21 protein-coding genes are annotated in these 20,740 nt (G+C 63.2%); 17 read left to right on the top strand and 4 right to left on the bottom strand.

What is annotated here, in order from left to right; translation table 11 throughout:
- Positions 1-88 precede the first annotated feature (88 nt).
- Complete coding sequence (locus NLY36_RS14630) at positions 89-517, bottom strand: GNAT family N-acetyltransferase (protein ID WP_023699242.1); 429 nt, start codon at positions 515-517, stop codon at positions 89-91.
- A gap of 234 nt (positions 518-751) precedes the next feature.
- On the opposite strand from NLY36_RS14630, the gene mdh reads away from it, so the two are divergent.
- The 11 genes from mdh (at position 752) to lpdA (ending at position 12,687) form a co-directional block, all read left to right on the top strand.
- Positions 752-1,720: a malate dehydrogenase gene (mdh, locus tag NLY36_RS14625; protein ID WP_023726040.1), complete on the top strand. Its 969-nt coding sequence runs from the start codon at positions 752-754 to the stop codon at positions 1,718-1,720.
- A 19-nt stretch (positions 1,721-1,739) separates the two neighbouring features.
- The gene (sucC, locus tag NLY36_RS14620; RefSeq protein ID WP_023736763.1) at positions 1,740-2,933 is read left to right on the top strand and encodes an ADP-forming succinate--CoA ligase subunit beta; all 1,194 of its coding nucleotides are present in this window, start codon (positions 1,740-1,742) and stop codon (positions 2,931-2,933) included.
- Positions 2,934-2,939: 6 nt separating this feature from the next.
- A complete protein-coding gene (locus NLY36_RS14615) occupies positions 2,940-3,311 on the top strand; it encodes a cupin domain-containing protein (RefSeq protein WP_023699239.1) in 372 nt (123 codons plus the stop codon).
- Between the two features lie 3 nt (positions 3,312-3,314).
- A complete protein-coding gene (locus tag NLY36_RS14610) occupies positions 3,315-3,806 on the top strand; it encodes a DUF1579 family protein (RefSeq protein ID WP_023699238.1) in 492 nt (163 codons plus the stop codon).
- Between the two features lie 12 nt (positions 3,807-3,818).
- Entirely contained in the window at positions 3,819-4,724 is a 906-nt protein-coding gene (gene sucD, locus NLY36_RS14605; RefSeq protein ID WP_023699237.1) for a succinate--CoA ligase subunit alpha, read from the top strand.
- A gap of 128 nt (positions 4,725-4,852) precedes the next feature.
- Positions 4,853-7,840, top strand: coding sequence for a 2-oxoglutarate dehydrogenase E1 component (locus tag NLY36_RS14600; RefSeq protein ID WP_023736764.1), 2,988 nt, complete (start codon positions 4,853-4,855; stop codon positions 7,838-7,840).
- A gap of 47 nt (positions 7,841-7,887) precedes the next feature.
- Complete coding sequence (odhB, locus tag NLY36_RS14595) at positions 7,888-9,180, top strand: 2-oxoglutarate dehydrogenase complex dihydrolipoyllysine-residue succinyltransferase (RefSeq protein ID WP_023683869.1); 1,293 nt, start codon at positions 7,888-7,890, stop codon at positions 9,178-9,180.
- A gap of 16 nt (positions 9,181-9,196) precedes the next feature.
- Positions 9,197-9,934: a DUF4241 domain-containing protein gene (locus NLY36_RS14590; RefSeq protein ID WP_031249377.1), complete on the top strand. Its 738-nt coding sequence runs from the start codon at positions 9,197-9,199 to the stop codon at positions 9,932-9,934.
- Positions 9,931-10,437, top strand: a complete 507-nt coding sequence (locus tag NLY36_RS14585; protein WP_023736766.1) for a hypothetical protein — start codon at positions 9,931-9,933, stop codon at positions 10,435-10,437. The genes NLY36_RS14590 and NLY36_RS14585 overlap by 4 nt, the downstream gene beginning before the upstream one ends.
- Positions 10,434-11,189 (top strand): SDR family oxidoreductase, encoded by a 756-nt coding sequence (locus NLY36_RS14580; RefSeq protein WP_023699236.1) that lies wholly within the window; start codon positions 10,434-10,436, stop codon positions 11,187-11,189. Before NLY36_RS14585 ends, NLY36_RS14580 begins: the two co-directional genes overlap by 4 nt.
- Before the next feature lie 91 nt (positions 11,190-11,280).
- Entirely contained in the window at positions 11,281-12,687 is a 1,407-nt protein-coding gene (lpdA, locus tag NLY36_RS14575) for a dihydrolipoyl dehydrogenase (protein ID WP_023736767.1), read from the top strand.
- 860 nt (positions 12,688-13,547) lie between these two features.
- Here lpdA and NLY36_RS14570 read toward each other — a convergent pair.
- Positions 13,548-14,612 carry a TraB/GumN family protein gene (locus NLY36_RS14570; RefSeq protein ID WP_023736768.1) on the bottom strand — a complete coding sequence of 355 codons (1,065 nt, stop codon included), beginning with the start codon at positions 14,610-14,612 and terminating at the stop codon, positions 13,548-13,550.
- Positions 14,613-14,686: 74 nt separating this feature from the next.
- Positions 14,687-15,625, bottom strand: coding sequence for a tyrosine recombinase XerC (locus tag NLY36_RS14565; protein ID WP_023736769.1), 939 nt, complete (start codon positions 15,623-15,625; stop codon positions 14,687-14,689).
- Positions 15,626-15,743: 118 nt separating this feature from the next.
- Between NLY36_RS14565 and rimM the strand changes: the two genes are divergently transcribed.
- Together rimM and trmD are read left to right on the top strand one after the other, a co-directional pair.
- Positions 15,744-16,343 carry a ribosome maturation factor RimM gene (gene rimM, locus NLY36_RS14560; protein ID WP_023736770.1) on the top strand — a complete coding sequence of 200 codons (600 nt, stop codon included), beginning with the start codon at positions 15,744-15,746 and terminating at the stop codon, positions 16,341-16,343.
- Positions 16,340-17,038: a tRNA (guanosine(37)-N1)-methyltransferase TrmD gene (trmD, locus tag NLY36_RS14555; protein WP_023726048.1), complete on the top strand. Its 699-nt coding sequence runs from the start codon at positions 16,340-16,342 to the stop codon at positions 17,036-17,038. Before rimM ends, trmD begins: the two co-directional genes overlap by 4 nt.
- On the opposite strand, the gene NLY36_RS14550 is transcribed toward trmD, so the two are convergent.
- A complete protein-coding gene (locus tag NLY36_RS14550) occupies positions 17,020-17,772 on the bottom strand; it encodes a sulfite exporter TauE/SafE family protein (protein WP_023736771.1) in 753 nt (250 codons plus the stop codon). The two genes, trmD and NLY36_RS14550, sit on opposite strands and share 19 nt — an antisense overlap.
- A gap of 294 nt (positions 17,773-18,066) precedes the next feature.
- Here NLY36_RS14550 and rplS point away from each other — a divergent pair, with 294 nt between their 5' ends.
- The 4 genes from rplS (at position 18,067) to NLY36_RS14530 (ending at position 20,722) form a co-directional block, all read left to right on the top strand.
- Positions 18,067-18,606 carry a 50S ribosomal protein L19 gene (gene rplS, locus NLY36_RS14545; RefSeq protein WP_023683875.1) on the top strand — a complete coding sequence of 180 codons (540 nt, stop codon included), beginning with the start codon at positions 18,067-18,069 and terminating at the stop codon, positions 18,604-18,606.
- 154 nt (positions 18,607-18,760) lie between these two features.
- Complete coding sequence (locus NLY36_RS14540) at positions 18,761-19,189, top strand: organic hydroperoxide resistance protein (protein WP_023736772.1); 429 nt, start codon at positions 18,761-18,763, stop codon at positions 19,187-19,189.
- Positions 19,186-19,683: a MarR family winged helix-turn-helix transcriptional regulator gene (locus NLY36_RS14535; protein WP_023736773.1), complete on the top strand. Its 498-nt coding sequence runs from the start codon at positions 19,186-19,188 to the stop codon at positions 19,681-19,683. The genes NLY36_RS14540 and NLY36_RS14535 overlap by 4 nt, the downstream gene beginning before the upstream one ends.
- A 238-nt stretch (positions 19,684-19,921) precedes the next feature.
- On the top strand, positions 19,922-20,722 hold the full coding sequence (locus tag NLY36_RS14530) for a transporter substrate-binding domain-containing protein (RefSeq protein WP_023687705.1): 801 nt from the start codon (positions 19,922-19,924) through the stop codon (positions 20,720-20,722).
- Positions 20,723-20,740 lie beyond the last annotated feature (18 nt).

The following is a 20,740-nucleotide window of genomic DNA, read 5'->3' as shown; positions in this document are numbered from 1 at the left end:
GATTGGCGAAAGGTCGCGTGACGTCCGGTCTCCCCCCTCGTGGGGGAGATGCCTGGCAAGGCAGAGGGGGGCGCTGTCCCGCCGACGCCTAAAGCTCATACACATACATCTCAAACGACTCCGCCGGCCCATGCACCTCCTCGCGCGATTCATAAAGCGCGCGCGCTGGAACATTGTCCGGTTCGGTGCCGACCCAGGCTTCGCCGCATCCCTGCTCGCGGCCGAGCGCGAACATGGCGTCGAGCATCTTTCGCGCGATGCCATGGCGCTGGAAGGCCGGCGAGACGCCGACTTCGTCGATGTAGAGTTCGGTCACCTTGTCGGGATGGCGGTGGATGATGGCAGCGCATTGGCCGACGACGACGCCGTCTGCCAGCGCGACAATCATTAAATGACCCGGCGAGGCGAGGTAAGCGGCAAGCCTGTCGGCCCGCACCGGCTCGTCGAACACGTCTTCGGCGATGCGCTTCACAAGGGCGTCATCGCCTGGATAGAGTCTTCTGATTTCCACGTTCATTGTATAAAACCTCTCAAGTCGGCCTACAAACCTTGACGTTTACGTAAGTCCCAATGTTTCTAACCGATTGAAATCATTCACTCGAAAATAATCGATTGAATATATTTTCCACCGGGGCTACTGGATGCGGCGAAATCTAGCTGAGACCACAGCATTCCGGCCTCTTCCTCGACGCCGTCAACAGATCGCCAGGGATTTTGGGCGTCGTCACAGACAAAGGGAAAATTTCCTCACATGGCACGCAACAAGATAGCGCTCATCGGCTCCGGCATGATCGGCGGCACGCTCGCTCACATGATCGGCCTCAAGGACCTCGGCGACGTGGTGCTGTTCGATATTGCCGAGGGCATCCCGCAAGGCAAGGGCCTCGATATCGCGCAGTCGTCGCCGGTCGACGGTTTTGACTCCCGGCTGACCGGCGTCAATGATTATGCCGGGATCGAGGGCGCCGATGTCTGCATCGTCACTGCCGGCGTGCCGCGCAAGCCGGGTATGAGCCGCGACGATCTGCTCGGCATCAACCTCAAGGTCATGGAACAGGTCGGCGCCGGGCTGAAGAAATACGCGCCCAAGGCCTTCGTCATCTGCATCACCAACCCGCTCGACGCCATGGTCTGGGCGCTGCAGAAGTTTTCGGGCCTGCCCAAGACCCATGTCGTCGGCATGGCCGGCGTGCTCGACAGCGCGCGCTTCCGCTATTTCCTGGCCGAGGAATTCAAGGTCTCGGTCGAGGACGTCACCGCCTTCGTGCTGGGTGGCCACGGCGATTCCATGGTGCCGATGATCCGCTATTCCACGGTGTCGGGCATTCCGCTGCCGGACCTCATCAAGATGGGTTGGACCTCGAAGGAAAAGCTCGACCAGATCGTGCAGCGTACCCGCGATGGCGGCGCCGAGATCGTCGGCCTCTTGAAGACCGGCTCGGCCTACTATGCGCCGGCCGCCTCGGCCATCTCGATGGCCGAATCCTACCTCAAGGACAAGAAGCGCGTGCTGCCTTGTGCGGCGCATCTCTCGGGCCAGTATGGCGTCAAGGGCACCTATGTCGGCGTTCCCGTGGTCATCGGCGCCGGCGGCGTCGAGCGCATCATCGAGATCGACCTCAACAAGGCCGAGCAGAAGATGTTCGACGCTTCGGTGGCGACGGTGCAGGGCCTGACCGAGGCTTGCGTCAAGATCGCCCCGCATCTCGCCTCGAAATAATCCTCCGGAGACCATCCAGATGAACATCCATGAATATCAAGGCAAGGCGCTGCTGAAGTCGTTTGGTGCGCCGGTGGCCGAAGGCGTGCCGGTGTTCAAGGCAAGCGAGGCGGAAGCCGCGGCACAAGCGCTGCCCGGCCCGCTCTATGTGGTGAAGAGCCAGATCCACGCCGGTGGCCGCGGCAAGGGGAAGTTCAAGGAACTGTCGCCCGACGCAAAGGGCGGCGTGCGGCTGGCTAAGTCGGTTGCCGAAGTCGTTGCCAACGCCAATGAGATGCTCGGCCACACGCTGGTGACCAAGCAGACCGGCCCCGCCGGCAAGCAGGTCAACCGTCTTTATATCGAGGACGGCGCCGACATCGAGCGCGAGCTTTATCTGTCGATCCTGGTCGACCGCTCGGTCGGCCGCATCGCTTTCGTCGTCTCGACCGAGGGCGGCATGGACATTGAAGGCGTCGCCCACGACACACCGGACAAGATCATCACCCGCGCCATCGATCCGCTGGCCGGCGTGACGACCATCGACGTCGACATATTGGTGGAAGCGCTGGGACTAAACGGCGATGCCGCCAAGGATGCCGGCACGCTGTTCCCGATCCTCTACAAGGCCTTTGTCGAGAAGGACATGAGCCTGCTCGAGGTCAACCCGCTGATCGTGATGAAAAACGGCCGCCTGCGCGTGCTGGACGCCAAGGTGTCGTTCGACAACAACGCGCTGTTTCGCCACCCCGAACTGATGGAATTGCGCGACACCACCGAAGAGGACGAGAAGGAGATCGAGGCGTCGAAATACGACCTCGCCTATGTCGCGCTCGACGGCAATATCGGCTGCATGGTCAATGGCGCCGGCCTCGCCATGGCGACTATGGACATCATCAAGCTCTACGGCGCCGAGCCCGCCAACTTCCTCGATGTCGGCGGCGGCGCGTCGAAGGAGAAGGTGACGGCGGCGTTCAAGATCATCACCAAGGATCCGGCCGTCAAAGGCATACTGATCAACATCTTCGGCGGCATCATGAAGTGCGACATCATCGCCGAGGGCGTCCTTGCCGCAGTCAAGGAAGTCGGCCTGGAAGTGCCGCTGGTGGTGCGTCTTGAAGGCACCAATGCCGAGCTCGGCAAGAAGATCATCAACGACAGCGGCCTCAACGTCGTGTCGGCGGACGATCTCGACGACGCAGCCAAGAAGATCGTGGCGGCGGTGAAGGGCTGAAGGCGAATGCCTCCGCGCAAGATAAACCTGGTCGAGGCGGCGGATCGAACGATCACCAAGGTCTTCGATCCGCATATTGCCGGCGACGTCAATGACAGCCAGGCCAAGGTCGCCAAGTTCGGCGAGACCTTCGACTGGCATGCGCACGAGCATGAGGACGAGGCTTTTCTCGTGCTGCGGGGCAAGATCGCCATCGATTTTCGCGACGGCCCGGTCGAGCTCGGCGAGGGCGATTTCATTGTCGTGCCGAAGGGCGTCGAGCACCGGCCGCGGTCGCTGACCGCCGAGCCGGTGGTGCTGATGTTCGAGCCGGCAACGACGCTCAACACCGGCAAGGCCAAGAGCGACCTCACCGTCTCCGACCTGAAGCGGCTCTGACCCATGAACGCGTTCTCCTTGCTCTCGGCCGATCACCAGCGCCTGCAGGCGCTGGTCGGCGCGTGGCGCGGCGAGGAAGAGGTGGCGGAAACACAATGGGCCGATGGTGGACCGGCGACGTCGGAAGTGCTGGGGGAGGCACAGTTCGGCGGCCTGTTCGTGGTGCAGCGCTATCGCCAGCGCCGCGACGGCACGGTCTCGTTCGGCTCGCACTCAGTGTTCGGATTCGATCAGCAAAACAGCCTCGTCACCATGCACCAGTTCGATTCCATGGGCTTTGTGCCGGCCTCGCCGGCCACAGGCGCATGGAACGGCAGCGAGCTCACTCTTGATCGGTCGTCGCCGCGCGGTTCCGCGCGGGTCACATATATTTTCGACAATGCCGATGCCTACCGCATGCGATTGCATTTCAAACCTGCCGGCAGCGACAGCTGGCAAGACATGGTGAGCGGCGTCTACCGGCGCGTCTCGCCTTCCTCGATCAACGGTTTTTAGAAAAGGGCTCCGATGTCCATTCTCATCGACAAGAACACCAAGGTGCTGGTGCAGGGCCTGACCGGCAAGACCGGCACGTTCCACACCGAACAGGCGCTGGCCTATCACGGCACCAGGATGGTGGGCGGTATCCATCCAAAGAAGGGTGGCGAGACCTGGACCGGCGCCAAGGGCGAAAACCTGCCGATCTTCGCCTCGGTCGCCGAGGGCAAGGAAAAGACCGGCGCCAACGCCTCGGTCGTCTATGTGCCGCCGGCGGGCGCCGCCGAAGCCATCCTCGAAGCCATCGAAGCCGAGATCCCGCTGATCGTCTGCATCACCGAAGGCATTCCGGTGATGGACATGGTCAGGGTCAAGGCGCGGCTCGACCGCTCGACCTCGCGGCTGATCGGCCCGAACTGCCCTGGTGTGCTCACCCCCGACGAATGCAAGATCGGCATCATGCCCGGCAACATCTTCCGCAAAGGCTCGGTCGGCGTTGTTTCGCGCTCGGGAACGCTTACCTATGAGGCAGTGTTCCAGACCACAAATGTCGGCCTCGGCCAGACGACCGCCGTCGGTATCGGCGGCGACCCCGTCAAAGGCACCGAGTTCATCGACGTGCTCGAGATGTTCCTCGCCGACGACGAGACCAAGTCGATCATCATGATCGGCGAGATCGGCGGTTCGGCCGAGGAAGACGCCGCGCAGTTCCTCAAGGACGAGGCCAAACGCGGCCGCAAAAAGCCGATGGCGGGCTTCATCGCCGGGCGCACCGCGCCGGCCGGTCGCACCATGGGCCATGCGGGCGCGGTCATCTCCGGCGGCAAGGGCGGCGCGGAAGACAAGATCGCGGCGATGGAATCGGCCGGCATTAAAGTATCGCCATCGCCGGCGCGTCTGGGCACGACGCTGGTCGAGGCGATCAAGGCCAAGTGAGTAGCGAGTAGTGAATAGCGAATAGGGAAAAGAGAGTAACGGCGCGACCCGGGAAAAATCCCTACTCGCTATTCGCTACTCACTATTCGCTTTTGAAAAGGAGACGGAGCCAGGCTCCGCGGACAAAAATGGCAAGACAAGATCAGGCCAACGACCAATTTTCGCTCACCTCTTTCCTCTATGGCGGCAATGCCGACTATATCGACGCGCTGTACGCGTCCTATGAGGATGATCCAGAGTCGGTAAACCCCGAATGGCAGGATTTTTTCGCCGGGCTGAAGGACGACGCCGGCGATGTGCGCAAGAACGCCAAGGGCGCTTCCTGGGCAAAGCCCTCCTGGCCGCTGCAGGCCAATGGCGAACTGGTGTCGGCGCTCGACGGCAATTGGGGCATCGTCGAGAAGCATCTGGAAAAGAAGGTCAAGGACAAGGCGGTCACCAATGGCGTCGTGCTGTCGGATGCCGACGTGCATCAGGCGACGCGCGATTCGGTGCGCGCCATCATGATGATCCGCGCCTTCCGCATGCGCGGCCATCTGCATGCCAATCTCGACCCGCTCGGCATCGCCAAGCCGCTTGAGGACTATAACGAGCTGTCCCCGGAGAATTACGGTTTCACCGCAGCCGACTACGACCGGCCGATCTTCCTCGACAATGTGCTCGGCCTCGAATTCGGCACCATCCGGCAGATGCTGGAGATCCTGACCCGCACCTATTGCTCGACGCTCGGTGTCGAGTTCATGCACATTTCCGACCCCGAGGAGAAGGCCTGGATCCAGGCGCGCATCGAGGGTGCCGACAAGGAGATTTCCTTCACCGCTACGGGAAAAAAAGCGATCCTGCAGAAGCTGGTCGAGGCCGAAGGCTTCGAGCAGTTCATCGATGTCAAGTACAAGGGTACCAAGCGCTTCGGCCTCGATGGCAGCGAAGGCCTGATCCCGGCGCTGGAGCAGATCATCAAGCGCGGCGGCCAGCTCGGCATGAAGGAGATCGTGCTCGGCATGGCGCATCGCGGCCGGCTGAACGTGCTGTCCCAGGTGATGGCCAAACCGCATCGCGCCATCTTCCACGAATTCAAGGGCGGCTCGGCCGCTCCTGACGAGGTCGAGGGCTCGGGCGACGTCAAGTACCATCTCGGCGCCTCGTCGGACCGCGAATTCGACGGCAACAAGGTGCATCTGTCGCTGACCGCCAATCCTTCGCATCTGGAAATCGTCGATCCGGTTGTGATGGGCAAGGCGCGCGCCAAGCAGGACTATCTGTTCGGCCGCAGCCGCGAGGAGATCGTGCCGCTGGAAGAGCGCGCCAAGGTGCTGCCGCTGCTTCTGCATGGCGACGCCGCCTTTGCTGGCCAGGGCGTAATCGCGGAAATTCTCGGCCTGTCGGGCCTGCGCGGCCACCGCGTCGCCGGCACGCTGCATTTCATCATCAACAACCAGATCGGCTTCACCACCAATCCGCGCTTCTCGCGCTCGTCGCCCTATCCGTCCGACGTCGCCAAGATGATCGAGGCGCCGATCTTCCACGTCAATGGCGACGACCCGGAAGCGGTGGTGCATGCCACCAAGGTGGCGATCGAATTTCGCATGAAGTTCCACAAGCCGGTGGTGGTGGACATGTTCTGCTATCGCCGCTTCGGCCACAATGAGGGCGACGAACCGGCCTTCACGCAGCCGATCATGTACGCCAACATCCGCAACCACAAGACGACGGTGCAGATCTATGGCGAGCGGCTGATCGCCGAGGGCCATATCAGCCAGGCCGAACTCGACAAGATGAAGGCCGACTGGCGCGCCCATCTGGAGTCCGAATGGGAAGTCGGCCAGCACTACAAGCCCAACAAGGCCGACTGGCTGGACGGCGCCTGGTCTGGTTTGCGCACCGCCGACAACCAGGACGAACAGCGCCGCGGCAAGACCGCCGTGCCGGTCAAGGTGCTGAAGGACATCGGCAAGAAACTGACCGAGGTGCCGAAAGGTTTCGAGGCGCACAAGACCATCATCCGCTTCCTCGAAAACCGCCGCCAGGCGATCGACTCCGGCGAAGGCATCGACTGGTCGACGGCCGAGGCGCTGGCCTTCGGCGCCATCCTGCTCGACGGCAATCCGATCCGGCTCTCCGGCCAGGATTCAGAACGCGGCACCTTCTCGCAGCGCCATTCCGTGCTCTACGACCAGCGCGACGAGACCCGCTACATCCCGCTCAACAATCTCTCGGCCGCACAGGCCGGCTACGAAGTCATCAACTCGATGCTGTCGGAAGAGGCGGTGCTCGGCTTCGAGTATGGCTACAGCCTGGCCGAGCCTAAGGCGCTGACGCTCTGGGAAGCGCAGTTCGGCGATTTCGCCAACGGCGCCCAGGTGGTGTTCGACCAGTTTATCTCGTCGGGCGAGCGCAAGTGGCTGCGCATGTCGGGCCTGGTCTGCCTGCTGCCGCATGGCTATGAGGGCCAGGGGCCGGAACATTCCTCGGCCCGGCTCGAGCGTTTCCTGCAGCTCTGCGCCGAAGACAATATGCAAGTCGCCAACTGCACCACGCCGGCAAACTACTTCCACATATTGCGCCGGCAACTGAAGCGCGACTTCCGCAAGCCGCTGATCCTGATGACGCCGAAGTCGCTGCTGCGCCACAAGCGGGCAGTGTCGACGCTGCCGGAGATTTCGGGCGAAAGCTCGTTCCACCGGCTGTTGTGGGACGACGCCCAGCTGTTGCAGAACCAGGCGATCAAGCTCACCAAGGATTCCAAAATCCGCCGCGTCGTGCTGTGCTCGGGCAAGGTCTATTACGACCTGTACGAGGAACGCGAGAAGCGCGGCATCAACGACATCTATCTCTTGCGCGTCGAACAGCTCTATCCGTTCCCGGCCAAGGCGCTGATCACCGAACTGTCGCGCTTCCGCAATGCCGAGATGGTGTGGTGCCAGGAGGAACCCAAGAATATGGGCGCCTGGTCGTTCATCGATCCGTATCTGGAATGGGTGCTGGCGCATATCGACGCCAAGCACCAGCGGGTGCGCTATACCGGACGTCCTGCGGCGGCATCGCCGGCGACCGGCTTGATGTCGAAGCATTTGGCGCAGCTCGCCGCCCTGCTCGAAGACGCGCTCGGCGAATAGAACAACCCGGCGAATAGAACAGACAGAGAAGAAACGGAACAGGCACAATGGCTACCGAAATCCGCGTTCCCACTCTCGGCGAATCCGTCACCGAGGCGACCATAGGCAAGTGGTTCAAGAAGGTCGGCGATGCCATTGCCGTCGACGAGCCGCTGGTCGAGCTCGAAACCGACAAGGTGACGGTGGAGGTGCCTGCCGCCGCCGCCGGCACGCTGGGCGAGATCACCGCCAAGGAAGGCGAGACCGTCGGCGTCGGCGCGTTGCTGGGTTCGATCTCGGCAGGCGTCGCCACGGCCGCCCCGGCGTCCAAGCAGGAGACCAAGCCGCAAGCTGTGTCGCAGGCGTCGAGCCCCGACGCGGCACATACGACCAAGCAGGCCGCGGCCGAGACCGCCAAGATAGCCGGCGACGCCGGGCCGGTCGAGCCGCGCACCATGCCGCCGGCGCCAGCTGCCGCAAAGCTGATCGCCGAGAACAATCTGTCGGTCGACCAGGTTTCCGGGTCGGGCAAGCGCGGCCAGGTGCTGAAGGGCGACGTGCTCGACGCGATTTCCAAGGGCGCGCCGTCGCAGCCGGCCGAAATTCCGAAGGCCGCACCGGCTCCGGTCGCCGTGCGTGCGCCGTCCTCGGGCGACGATGCGTCGCGCGAGGAGCGCGTGCGCATGACCAAGCTGCGCCAGACCATTGCGCGCCGGCTCAAGGAAGCGCAGTCGACCGCCGCCATGCTGACCACCTTCAACGAGGTCGACATGTCGGCGGTGATGGCGCTCAGGACCAAGTACAAGGACATCTTCGAGAAGAAGCACGGCGTGAAGCTCGGCTTCATGGGCTTCTTCACCAAAGCGGTTACGCACGCATTGAAGGAAATCCCCTCGGTCAATGCCGAGATCGACGGCACCGACATCATCTTCAAGAACTATGCCCATATCGGCGTTGCCGTCGGCACCGAAAAGGGTCTCGTCGTGCCAGTGGTGCGCAATGCCGACCAAATGTCGATTGCCGAGATCGAAAAGGATATCGGCCGGCTGGGCATTGCCGCGCGGGACGGCAAGCTGTCGGTCGCCGACATGCAGGGTGGTACGTTCACCATCTCCAATGGCGGCGTTTACGGCTCACTGATGTCGACGCCGATCCTCAATGCGCCGCAGTCCGGCATTTTGGGCATGCACAAGATCCAGGACCGGCCGGTCGTGGTCGGCGGCCAGATCGTGATCCGGCCGATGATGTACTTGGCGCTGAGCTACGATCACCGTATCGTCGACGGCAAGGAAGCCGTGACCTTCCTGGTCCGCGTCAAGGATAGCCTGGAGGATCCCGAACGGCTGGTGCTTGATTTGTGATCGGAGCTGATCCGTCATGAGCGGCTGGCTGGCGCGGTTTGGGTTCAAGCTGGGTCGAGTAGCGGGTAGCGTATTGAGGCGTTCCCGGCCGGCGGCTTCCGCCGCCATCTCTCCGCCGGCGACCTCGACTGAATGGGATTCGGCGCCGGCGAGCAGCAATCTCGGTGTCTTCGCTCTCAGCGAAGCCGAAATGGCGGAGCGGAAGATCATCGTCACCGCGATCGGTGAGCTTGAGCTACCGACCGGCGAAATCATCCCTTGCGATCCACTGATTACCGGGCTGGAACGGCCTGTGTTTAGCCGTAAGGTCAGGCCGGGATGCTATCCAGTCACGTTGCTTGAGGCGCAAGGCCGTGTTGCTGCAGCGGTATTGCGGTTTGGCACTGGCTTGCCGGTGCGGTGGGAGTTGGCTGCCTTCGTCCGCGACGTCGGCACATCGTCCTGGAAGTCTGGATTTATTGTCGATGACAATGTTGCTTCGTTCATGGACAAGTCGGTTCTGACGCTGATGTCCGAGCAGGAGGAACTCGACAGCTATCTTGCTGACGTTGCATGCTCGTTCGACAAGTTCCGCATGGATAATCCGGTTGATGGAAATCCGCTTAATATAGCCATGTTCGACACTGGCTTCGGTGATGGGAACTATTATTCCTTCTGGGGACTGGATGCGGCCGGCGAGCCGCTGGTCTTGATGACCGATTTCGAGGTGCTCGAAAACGCCGACGGCCGCGAGAGCAGCCCGAGCAATTCATGACAAACATCGCTTCGCCAATGATCGGATTTATGGCCGGGCTGGCTGTTCTCGCAGCGGGTTACGAGGCGCATGCCGCCTGCCCGCTGGCGCTTGCTGTCTATGGCGATGCCGAAAGCGAGGCCGGCATTGATTTCCGGCCGACGACGGATGCGGTCACCGTCACCAACTCGTTCAAGATGGTGCTCGACAAGGGCATCGTTCTCGACGGCATTGTCATGTGGACATCCGGTGTTTCGCGACCGCAAGGGTCGCTGATGTACAAATGCCCGACCGGCGACGTCACCGGTGACGAGCTTGCCGCCTGCACGGTCTGGCATGGCGTCATCTACAGCGCCGACGACAAGGGCAACATCGCGCTCCTGGCGGCGGAAGGCACGGACGCGCCGCAGAGCCTGATCTTCCCCGATCTCGGGCCGTCGCTGCAGATGTCGACGGCCTTCGGCCCGAACGGTTTCTCAAAACTGCCATGGGACGTGTTTCTGCTGAAAGGTTGCCAGGAATGAGCGCGTCCAAGAAGGTGCTTCTGGTCACCGGCGGCAGTCGTGGCATTGGCGCGGCCACCTGCCGGCTTGCGGCAAAGGCGCGCTACCGGGTCGCGGTCAACTATGCCTCGAACGAGGCTGCCGCCAAGGCGCTGGTCGACGAAATCGAGGCGGCGGGTGGCGAGGCATTTGCCGTCAAGGGCGACGTCGGCGTCGAAGCCGACATCGTCGCCATGTTCGAAGCCGTCGATCGCGCCTATGGCCGGCTCGACGCGCTGGTCAACAATGCCGGCGTCGTCGACGTCAAGGCGCGCGTCGATGAGATGAGCCTGGCGCGGCTGGAGCGCATGATGCGCATCAACGTCATCGGCTCGTTCCTGTGCGCGCGCGAAGCGGTCAAACGCATGTCGAGCAAGCATGGCGGCCAGGGCGGCGCCATCGTCAATATATCGTCGGCGGCGTCGCTACACGGCTCGCCCGGCGAATATGCCGACTATGCAGCGTCCAAGGCGGCGATCGACACTTTTACGCTCGGCCTGGCGCGCGAAGTCGCGACCGAAGGCGTGCGCGTCAACGCGATACGGCCGGGCATCATCGACACCGAGATCCACGCCTCGGGCGGCCAGCCGGACCGGGTCGAGCGGTTCCGCGACATGCTGCCGATGAAACGCGCCGGCACGGCCGATGAAGTCGCGCATGCGGTTCTCTATCTTTTGTCGGATGAGGCGTCCTATACGACGGGCGCGATCCTGAATGTCAGCGGCGGCCGCTGAAGGCCACAAATCAAAGGGATAAAGCATGATGTTCTCCGAAAACCGCTTCACACTTTTCGGCATCATCCTCTAGGCAAGAAGGACACCCATCATGGCTTATGACGTCGTTATCATCGGATCGGGACCGGGCGGCTATGTCTGCGCCATCAAGGCGGCGCAGCTCGGGCTGAAGGTCGCGGTGGTCGAGAAGAACGCGACCTTCGGCGGCACTTGCCTCAACATCGGCTGCATCCCGTCCAAGGCGCTGCTTTATGCCTCGGAGATGTTCGCCGAAGCGGGCCATTCCTTCGATACGCTGGGCGTCGAGATACCGGCGCCGAAACTCAATCTGAAGAAGATGATGGCGCACAAGGACGCGACCGTTTCGGCCAACGTCAATGGCGTCGCCTTCCTGTTCAAGAAAAACAAGATCGATAGTTTCCGTGGCACCGGGAAGGTGGTTGCGGCCGGCAAGGTGTTGGTGACGGCTGAGGACGGCAAGGTCGAGGAGATCGAGACGAAAAACATCGTTATTGCCACGGGCTCCGATGTCGCCGGCATTCCCGGCGTCAAGGTCGGCATCGACGAGAAGGTGATCGTATCGTCGACCGGCGCGCTGTCGCTGGAGAAAGTGCCTGGCCATCTGGTGGTGGTCGGCGGTGGGGTCATCGGTCTGGAGCTCGGCTCGGTCTGGGCACGGCTCGGCGCCAAGGTCACCGTGGTCGAATTCCTCGACACCATCCTGGGCGGCATGGACGGCGAGGTCTCCAAGCAGTTCCACCGCCTGCTTTCCAAGCAGGGTTTCGAGTTCAAGCTCGGCGCCAAGGTGACAGGGGTGACCAAGGCCAAAAAGGGCGCCGCCGTTACGTTCGAGCCGGTCAAGGGTGGTGCGGCCGAGACCATCGAGGCCGACGCGGTGCTGATCTCGACCGGACGCCGGGCCTATTCCGACAGCCTCGGGTTGAAAGAAGCCGGCGTCGCGGTCGACGAGCGCGGCCGGGTCAAGACCGACGGGCATCTCAGGACCAACGTGGCCGGCATCTACGCCATTGGCGACGTCATCGCCGGTCCGATGCTGGCGCACAAGGCCGAGGATGAAGGCGTGGCGGTGGCCGAGACCATTGCCGGCCAGGCCGGCCATGTGAATTACGACGTCATTCCGAGCGTCGTCTACACCAGCCCGGAAATCGCTTCGGTCGGCAAGACAGAGGAAGAGCTGAGGAAGGCCGGCATCGACTACAAAACCGGCAAATTCCCGTTCACCGCCAACGGCCGCGCGCGCGCCATGCTCCACACGGACGGCTTCGTGAAGATCCTCGCCGACAAAGCCAGCGACCGCGTGCTCGGCGTCCACATTGTCGGCTTCGGCGCCGGCGAGATGATTCATGAGGCGGCGGTGCTGATGGAATTCGGCGGCTCATCCGAAGACCTCGCCCGCACCTGCCACGCGCATCCGACAATGTCGGAAGCGGTGAAGGAAGCAGCGCTGGCGACGTTCTTCAAGCCGATCCATATTTAGGGAAACGCTGGAGGGACAGCACCCCCCTCTGGCCTGCCGGCCATCTCCCCCTCAAGGGGGGAGATTGGACTTCACCGCCGCGTCGCGAGCTTTCAAGTTTCTCACGTTTCTAACCTGGCGCTGTTCGTGAACTGCCGATCTCCCCTCTCGAGGGGGAGATGTCCGGCAGGACAGAGGGGGCGGTGAAGAATCGCGACGCTCGCCGATAGGTGCCCCAAACAAAACGGCCCGCTTTTCAGCGGGCCGTTCTTGGCTGGAATCAAGATGCCAGATCAGTTGGCCAGATTACGGGCTCGGCGCCGGAGCGGGCGCGGGTGCCGGGGCTGGCGCAGGAGCCGGTGCGGGAGCCGGTGCGGGAGCAGGGGCTGGTGCGGGAGCCGGTTCGGCGGGCTTCATCGGCTCAGCCGGTGCAGGTGCGGGCGCCGGTGTGCTGGCTGCCGGCGGCTCTGCGGGTGCAGGATGTTCGCCGCTTCTGCCGAAAACATAGTACGCGACAATCGCAAGGATGACGACGACCAGCGCAATCAGCCAGCCGCTGCCACCACCCGACCTGGGCGCTGGATCGTTAGGGTTCGCCATAAAAGTGTCCTCCGTGGATGAAAAGCATCAATCAACACCCCTCAACGCGCAACCGTTGAACGGGTTCATACTAGGCCTTCAAATTGACGAACGCAGGAAAATTCTGATTCGCAACCGCTTGTTGGCCTGTATTTCCCCCGCAAAATCAATCACGAACGAGGTAGAACGAGCTTAGCTGGCCTTTTCCGCCAAAAATAGGGCCAACCGCCTCCGCTTTGCGAATCAGTTGCGCACCGCACAGAGCCGGGCTTACGTGATTCGGTATTCAAGACGGGCGCTGCTCAGTCGACGGCGGTGACGGTATAGCCGGCCTTGCGAAAATCCTCGACCAGGCCTTCGGGGCCGGGAAGATGCATGGCGCCGACGGCCATGAAGGCATTGCCCTTGGCCAGGATCGGTGCGGCATGGTCGGCCATGACCTTGTTGCGGCCGGTGATCATCGTCCGGTCGAATTCGGCGTAACCTGCGTCGTCGTCTTCGTCGGGCGAGATCGAACGCAACAGCGGCCAGAAGGTGCCGGTGTCGCCGCGCTGGTAAAGCACGATCATGGTTTCGTTGATGTCGTTTATCTTGTCGCCGAGCTTCAGGGTCTCGACCAGCCCTTTGATGTGGAACGCAATCGGCAGCGAGGCTATGGCGCGCAGCTGGCTGGCAGCGGTCTCCAACCCTTCCACCGGCTTCCCCAAGGCCTTGGCGTCCTGCGCCAGCTTGACGTCCAGAACCGGTGCGCCGCCTGCCTGACGGGCGACCTCACAGACCGGCAGCGCGACCATGGCCGACAGCAGCCACGGCTTCATCTTGGAGACGCTCGCCGGCGGAATGCCGCGCGCATCGAGCCCTTTGTTCACCACCGCCGCATCCTCCGGCGACAACAGCGACGACAACGTCGTGTTGTCGGTGAACATCATCAGCTCGGGTTCCTTGAGCATGGCCTCCATCATCTTCTGCTTGTCGAGCACGTCGGTGGTCTCGATGATGATGGTGCCGGCAGCGTCATAGGCTTTCCTGGCTGCCGGCGGCAGAGTGGTCACGCGCGGGTCGGTCATGTGCATGGTGCCGAACAGGAAGGATGGCTTTTCGCCTGATTTCTCCAGCTTCCACAACAGGCCCTTGCCGTTCAGCGTCGCTGCTGCTTCCGTCTCGATCCTGGAATAGGTGGCGGGGTCTTCCTTCTGCAGGGCCGACAGCAGATCGGCGCCGGCGCAGGCCGGGGCTTCGGCATGCGCCCTGCCCATGGCAAGCAGCAGCACGACGAGAAAAGACAGGCAAAACACGGCGTTGAGCGCGACGAGCAGCTTCAGCGACACAAGGGCCGCGCGATCGGCAATGGCAAGGGCGCGTTTCATGGTGCGGTTCTAGGACTGAAAAGCGGCGAAACGGTTAACCGGCGTGGGGAAATTGTCCTGGACTTATACAGTGGTCACGCGCGGGGATGCGCGGATTCGTAAATCTCGAGCAGTCTTGCGGTGTCGACGCCGGTATAGACCTGCGTCGTTGACAGGCTGGCGTGGCCGAGCAGTTCCTGGATGGTGCGCAGGTCGCCGCCGCGCCCGAGCAGATGGGTGGCGAAGGAATGGCGCAACGCGTGCGGCGTCGCGGTGTCGGGCAGGTTCAGCGCCGAGCGCAGCCTGGCCATGTCGCGCTGGACGATGGCCGGGTTGAGCGGCCCGCCGCGGGCGCCGCGAAACAGCAGGCCCTTGGGATCGAGATGGTAGGGACACCGTTTTCGGTATTCGGCGATTGCCCGGAGCGCCACCGGCAGCACCGGCACCAGCCGTGTCTTGCCACCCTTGCCGGTGACGCGCAGCACGGTGTCGGCTTCCGATGCCAGGTCGGCGGCGCTGAGGCCCAGCGCTTCGGAAATGCGCAGGCCCGATCCATAAAGCAGCGTCAGCACGGCGGCGTTGCGGGCGGCGATCCAAGGCTCTTCAGCCAGCTGGCCTTCCACCGACACGACATGTTTGGCATCGCTGGCGGTCAGCGGCTTGGGCAGCGATTTCGGCTGGCGCGGCGCGCGCAACGCCGCGGCACCGGCGGCATTGGCGAGACCGCGCCGTTCGAGGAAGCGCAGCAGCGAGCGGATGCCGGCGAGGCCGCGTCCGAGCGTGCGGGCGCCGGCGCCGGCATTGCGCCGCGCGGCAAGAAAGCCGCGCAGATCGGCCGGGCGGAGAGTGGCGATGTCGGAAAGACCAGGCGAGCCGCCGCAATGCCCTGTGAGGAAATGCAGGAACTGGCGCGTGTCGCGCTCATAGGCTTCGACGGTCGCCGGCGACAGCCGGCGCTCGCGCGCCAGCATCTTCAGCCAGCTTTCGCGCGCTGCCTGGAGGTCGGGTTTTGCCGGGATGAGAAATTCCTGCATGCCGCCATTGTCAGGCAGCCGGGTTAGGAAGCGGTGAAGAACCTGTCATTGAAATGGCCACGAGCGATCATTGAAATGACGCCCGTAGGGCGTTAGAGCAGGGCAAAGGATATCAGCCATGTCGAAGCCCCAGAACCCCGTGCAAATGGCCGTAATCGGCGCCGCCCACGGCATCAAGGGCGAATTGCGGGTGAAGACCTTCACTGGCGAGCCGATGGCGCTGGCCGATTATGGGCCGCTCTATGCCAAGGACGGCCGCGCCTTCCAGATCATCGACATCAGGCCCGCCAACACCGTCGTGGTGGTGCGCTTCAAGGGCATTGCCGACCGCAACGCCGCCGAGGCGCTGGCCGGAACCGAGCTGTTCGTCGACCGCTCGATGCTGCCCGACGATGGCGAGGAGGACGAATTCTACCACGCCGATCTCGTCGGACTTGAAGTCCGCGACGATAAGGGCGCGGTCATCGGCAAGGTGGTGGCGGTGCATAATTTCGGCAGCGGCGACATTCTCGACGTTACCCTCGGCGGGCGCAAAGGCGTGCTGATCCCGTTCACCCAGGCCGCCGTGCCTCAGGTTTCGATCGCCGAAGGTTTTCTCCGCGTCGACCCGGCAGCCGCCGGCCTTGTTGAGGATGAGGATGGCGACGCGCCGCGCGAAGAAGATTTCGACGCGAAGGGCCGGCCGCGCGGGCCGCGCGAAGCCGGAGGCAACCGGTGACGTTCAAGGCGTCGGTGCTGACGCTCTATCCCGAGATGTTTCCGGGCGGGCTAGGCCTGTCGCTGGCCGGACGGGCGCTCGAAGTCGGGACATGGTCGCTGGAAGCTATCCAGATCCGCGACTTCGCCAGCGATCGCCATCACACCGTCGACGACACGCCGGCCGGCGGTGGCGCCGGCATGGTGATGCGCGCCGATGTGCTGGCCAAGGCGATCGACCACACGTCGCCGGCGGGCGATCCGCGGCCGCGTTTGCTGATGAGCCCGCGTGGAAAGCCGCTGACGCAGGCGCACGTGCGCGAACTGGCTGGCGGGCCAGGCGCCGTCATCGTTTGCGGCCGGTTCGAGGGCGTCGACCAGCGGCTGATCGAGGCGCGTGGACTGGAAGAGGTCTCCATCGGCGATTTCATCCTGTCGGGCGGCGAGCCGGCGGCGCTCGTACTGCTCGACGCCGTTGTGCGGCTGTTGCCCGGCGTCATGGGCAATGCGGTGTCGGGCGAGGAAGAAAGTTTCGAGAACGGCCTGCTCGAACACCCGCATTACACGCGGCCACAGGAGTTCGAAGGCCGCCCCATCCCCGACGTGCTGGTCTCCGGTAATCACAAGAAGATCGCCGCGTGGCGGCGCGCCGAGTCCGAGAAGCTGACCAGGGAGCGCCGGCCGGATTTGCTCGCCGCTCAGCCCTTGGCAAAATAGTAGACGGCGAGAAACAGGCCGACGGCGATGACGAAGCCGCGTACTGCGTTTTGCGGCACGCGCTTGGCGATCCAGACGCCGGCATAGCCGCCGAGCGCGCCGCCGGGGATCATGACGATTGCCTGAGGCCAGGCAACAACGCCGCCGGAAACGAAGACCAGTATGGCAACGGCGGCGATGACCACGGCCAGCATGTTCTTCAGCGCGTTCAGCCGGTGATAGTCGCCGGATTGCGTCAGGCCGAGCGTCGCCAGCATCATGACGCCCATGCCGGCGCCGAAGAAGCCGCCATAGATGGCGGTAGCGAACTGCGCCAGCGAACCGGCCAGAGAGCCGACCGTGGCTTCATGCCCAGGCTTCGGCGTTGGTTTCAGCCACGGCCCGGCGGCGAACAAGGCGGTTGCGGCCAGCAGCAGCCACGGCACGAGGGCGCGGAACGACGGATTTGAGAGCGCCAGCAGGATGAGCGCACCAGCCAGCGCTCCCAAAGCCGAGATCAGGGAAAGCAGCAGCGCGCCGCGCCAGAAATGCTTGATGTCGGTCCAGTAAGCCAGCGTCGAGGTGATGTAACCGGGAAACTGCGTTACCGAGGAGGTGGCGTTGGCGACGATCGGCGGCAGGCCGGCCAGCGTCATGGCGCCGAAGGTGATGAAGGTGCCGCCGCCGGCAACGGCGTTGACGGCGCCTGACAGAAAACCCGCGAGGAAGAGCAGGACTGCGTCGAAAACAGACATTGTGAGGCCGCCGGACAAGTGTGCTGCTCCCGGATTAGGAAGCTTGAAGGGCCGGCGCAACCCAAAAAAGACAGGGCCAAGGCGTGACAAGTCAGTGAAATAGCTGTATGTGCCCGCCCGTACTGGCGAGAAAAATCTCCCGGACCCGTCAACAATGACGGTGTAGTCGCCCCTGCCCAATGTTTCGAAGACAAGATGTCTCGGGGACAAAGGGCATAGCCGAGCGGTCAATGGAACTGCAAGGCGAGTGTCGGACGCTCTGACTGTCGGAAGAACAAGAAGTGGACTATTGAGATGGATATCATCCGTCAGCTCGAGGCCGAACAGGCCGCCAAGATCGAAGCCAAGCGCAAGCTTCCCGAGTTTCAGCCCGGCGACACCGTGCGCGTGCAGGTCCGCGTGACCGAAGGCACCCGCACCCGCGTCCAGGCCTATGAGGGCGTCGTCATCGCCCGCGCCGGCGCCGGCTTCCAGGAAAATTTCACCGTCCGCAAGATCTCCTACGGCGAAGGCGTCGAGCGCGTTTTCCCGGTCTACTCGCCGATGGTCGAAGGCGTCGAGATCGTGCGCCGCGGCAAGGTGCGCCGCGCCAAGCTCTATTATTTGCGCGACCGTCGCGGCAAGTCGGCCCGTATTTCGGAAAACACCGGCGTGCGCGCCCGCAAGCTGAACGATGAGGAGCGCGACGCGCTGAACGCTGAGAAGGCCCGCATCGAGGCCGAGAAGGTCGCCGCTGCCCAGGCGCTGGCCGCCGAGACGGCCGCCAAGGAAGCCGCCGAGAAGAAGGCCGCCGACGAGGCTGCAAAGGCGGCTGAAGCGACCCCGGCCGAATAAGATCTCGTCCAAGGATTTTGAAAAGGCGGCTTCGGCCGCCTTTTTTCGTTTCACCAGACTGTGAACGATTGCCGGCCGAGAGTTTGGCCACGGCTGTTGACCCGAATTACATCGTACACTAAATAATCGTTTACAAATCAAATGGAGAACTGACATGGCACTCTACACCACACAGGCTCGCGTCACCGGCGGCCGCGCCGGCCACGGCGAGACCAGCGACGGCCTGCTGAAGGTCGACCTCGCTTTGCCGAAGGAGCTCGGCGGACAGGGTGGCGCCACCAATCCCGAGCAGCTGTTCGCGGTCGGCTATGCCGCCTGCTTCGAAAGCGCCATCCGCTTCGTCGCGCGCAAGCAGAAGCTGCCGCTGGAGGATGCGGCGGTGAGCGCCACCGTCAGCCTGCTTCCCAATGGTGAAGGCTTCAAACTTGGTGTCGCACTCGCCGCGGAGACCAAAGGCCTTAATCAGGCGGCGGCGGAAGCGCTTGTATCGGCAGCGCATCAGATTTGCCCCTATTCCAATGCGATCAAAGGCAATATCGAGGTGGCGCTTTCGACAGTGGCGCTTCCGGCAAAGGCAGCATGACGACGAAGACCGAAACCAGGGCCAGCGAAGTCCCGGCGGACACCGCCGGGACACTCGCCGTTCCGCGCCTCGACCAGCAGCTCTGCTTCGCGCTCTATTCGGCGAGCGGGCTGATGACCAAGCTCTATCGGCCGCTGCTTGACCCGCTCGGCCTGACCTATCCGCAATATCTGGCGATGCTGGCGCTGTGGCAGCGTGCGCCGAGCACGGTCGGCGAACTCGGCGAGGCGCTGGGGCTGGATTCGGCGACATTGACGCCTCTGCTCAAGCGGATGGAAGCGGCTGGTCTCGTCACCCGCCGTCGCGATCCAGCCGACGAGCGCCGCGTGCTGGTCGAACCGACTGCCAAGGGCCAGGCGCTGCGCGCCCGCATCAAGAACGTATCCGCAGGTCTTGCCTGCGCCATGCCGCTCGAAGCTGAAGAGCTGAAGTCGCTGCACCGGACCTTGACTGGATTTGTGGCCAAGTTGCGCAACGCGACTTCACCGTCCTGACTCGTCGTTTGACGGATTTCCTTGTGTCCGTGAGAGGCCTGGTTTGCCGTCGCGGGATCACGGAATAAATTCCGACCGCGGGGCGTTCTAAAACCGCGTTGGTTGAAGGCATTGGAATCCGCTTTCACCGGACGCTGAGCACCGGACCGGCTTGCAAGCCGTCTGCGGACGGCTAAAGTCGCGCCTGGATTTTCATGCGAGCCCGGCTGCAAGCGGGCTTCTCATCCTGGAGCGTGTCATGACCAAATCGAAGCTGCTGCTGGCCGCCCTCGCGGCCTGTTTCCTCGCGCCCGTCGCTGCATGGGCGGCCGATGCGCTGCCCGATCTCGGCGGCAAGAAGGTCGTGGTGGTGACGGAAAACGCCTATCCGCCGCTGCAGTTCATCGACGCCAAGACCGGCAAGCAGATCGGCTGGGAATATGACGCGATGGACGAAATCGCCAAGCGGCTGAACTTCAAGGTGGAGTACCAGAACACCTCCTGGGACGCGATGATCCAGGCGGTTTCCGACAACCAGTACAACATCGGCATGACCGGCATCACCATCAAGGACGACCGAAAGGAGAAGGTCGATTTCTCCGACCCCTATATGCGTTCGGAGCAGTTCATGCTGGTGCGCGCCGATGAAAGCCGCTTCACCGACGCCAAGACCTTCGCCGCCTTCAAGGACGGGTTGATCGGCGCGCAGGCCGGAACGACGCCGTTCTACACCGCCGTCTACAGCGTGCTCGACGGCAATGAGCAGAACCCGCGCATCAAGCAGTTCGAGACCTTCGGCGCTTCGGTGCAGGCACTGAAATCCGGCGACGTCGATGTCGTCCTGACCGACGGCACCGCCGGCAAAGGCTATGTCGATGCCTCCGGCGGCAAGCTCAAGCTGATCGGCGGCCCGCTCGGCACCGAGGATTTTGGCTTCATCTTCCCGAAAGGCTCGGACCTGGTGAAGCCGGTCAACGCGGCGATCGCGGCGCTGAAGGCCGACGGCACGATCGAGGCGCTGAACAAGAAGTGGTTTCTCGACTACAAGATGGGGCAGTAGGCCGTCTTGGCGCGACGG

The sequence above is a fragment of the Mesorhizobium sp. C399B genome, from assembly GCF_030323185.1.
Classification (GTDB): domain Bacteria; phylum Pseudomonadota; class Alphaproteobacteria; order Rhizobiales; family Rhizobiaceae; genus Mesorhizobium.
The sequence above is the reverse complement of the archived record's forward strand: the minus strand, read 5'-3'. Positions and strand labels throughout refer to the sequence as shown.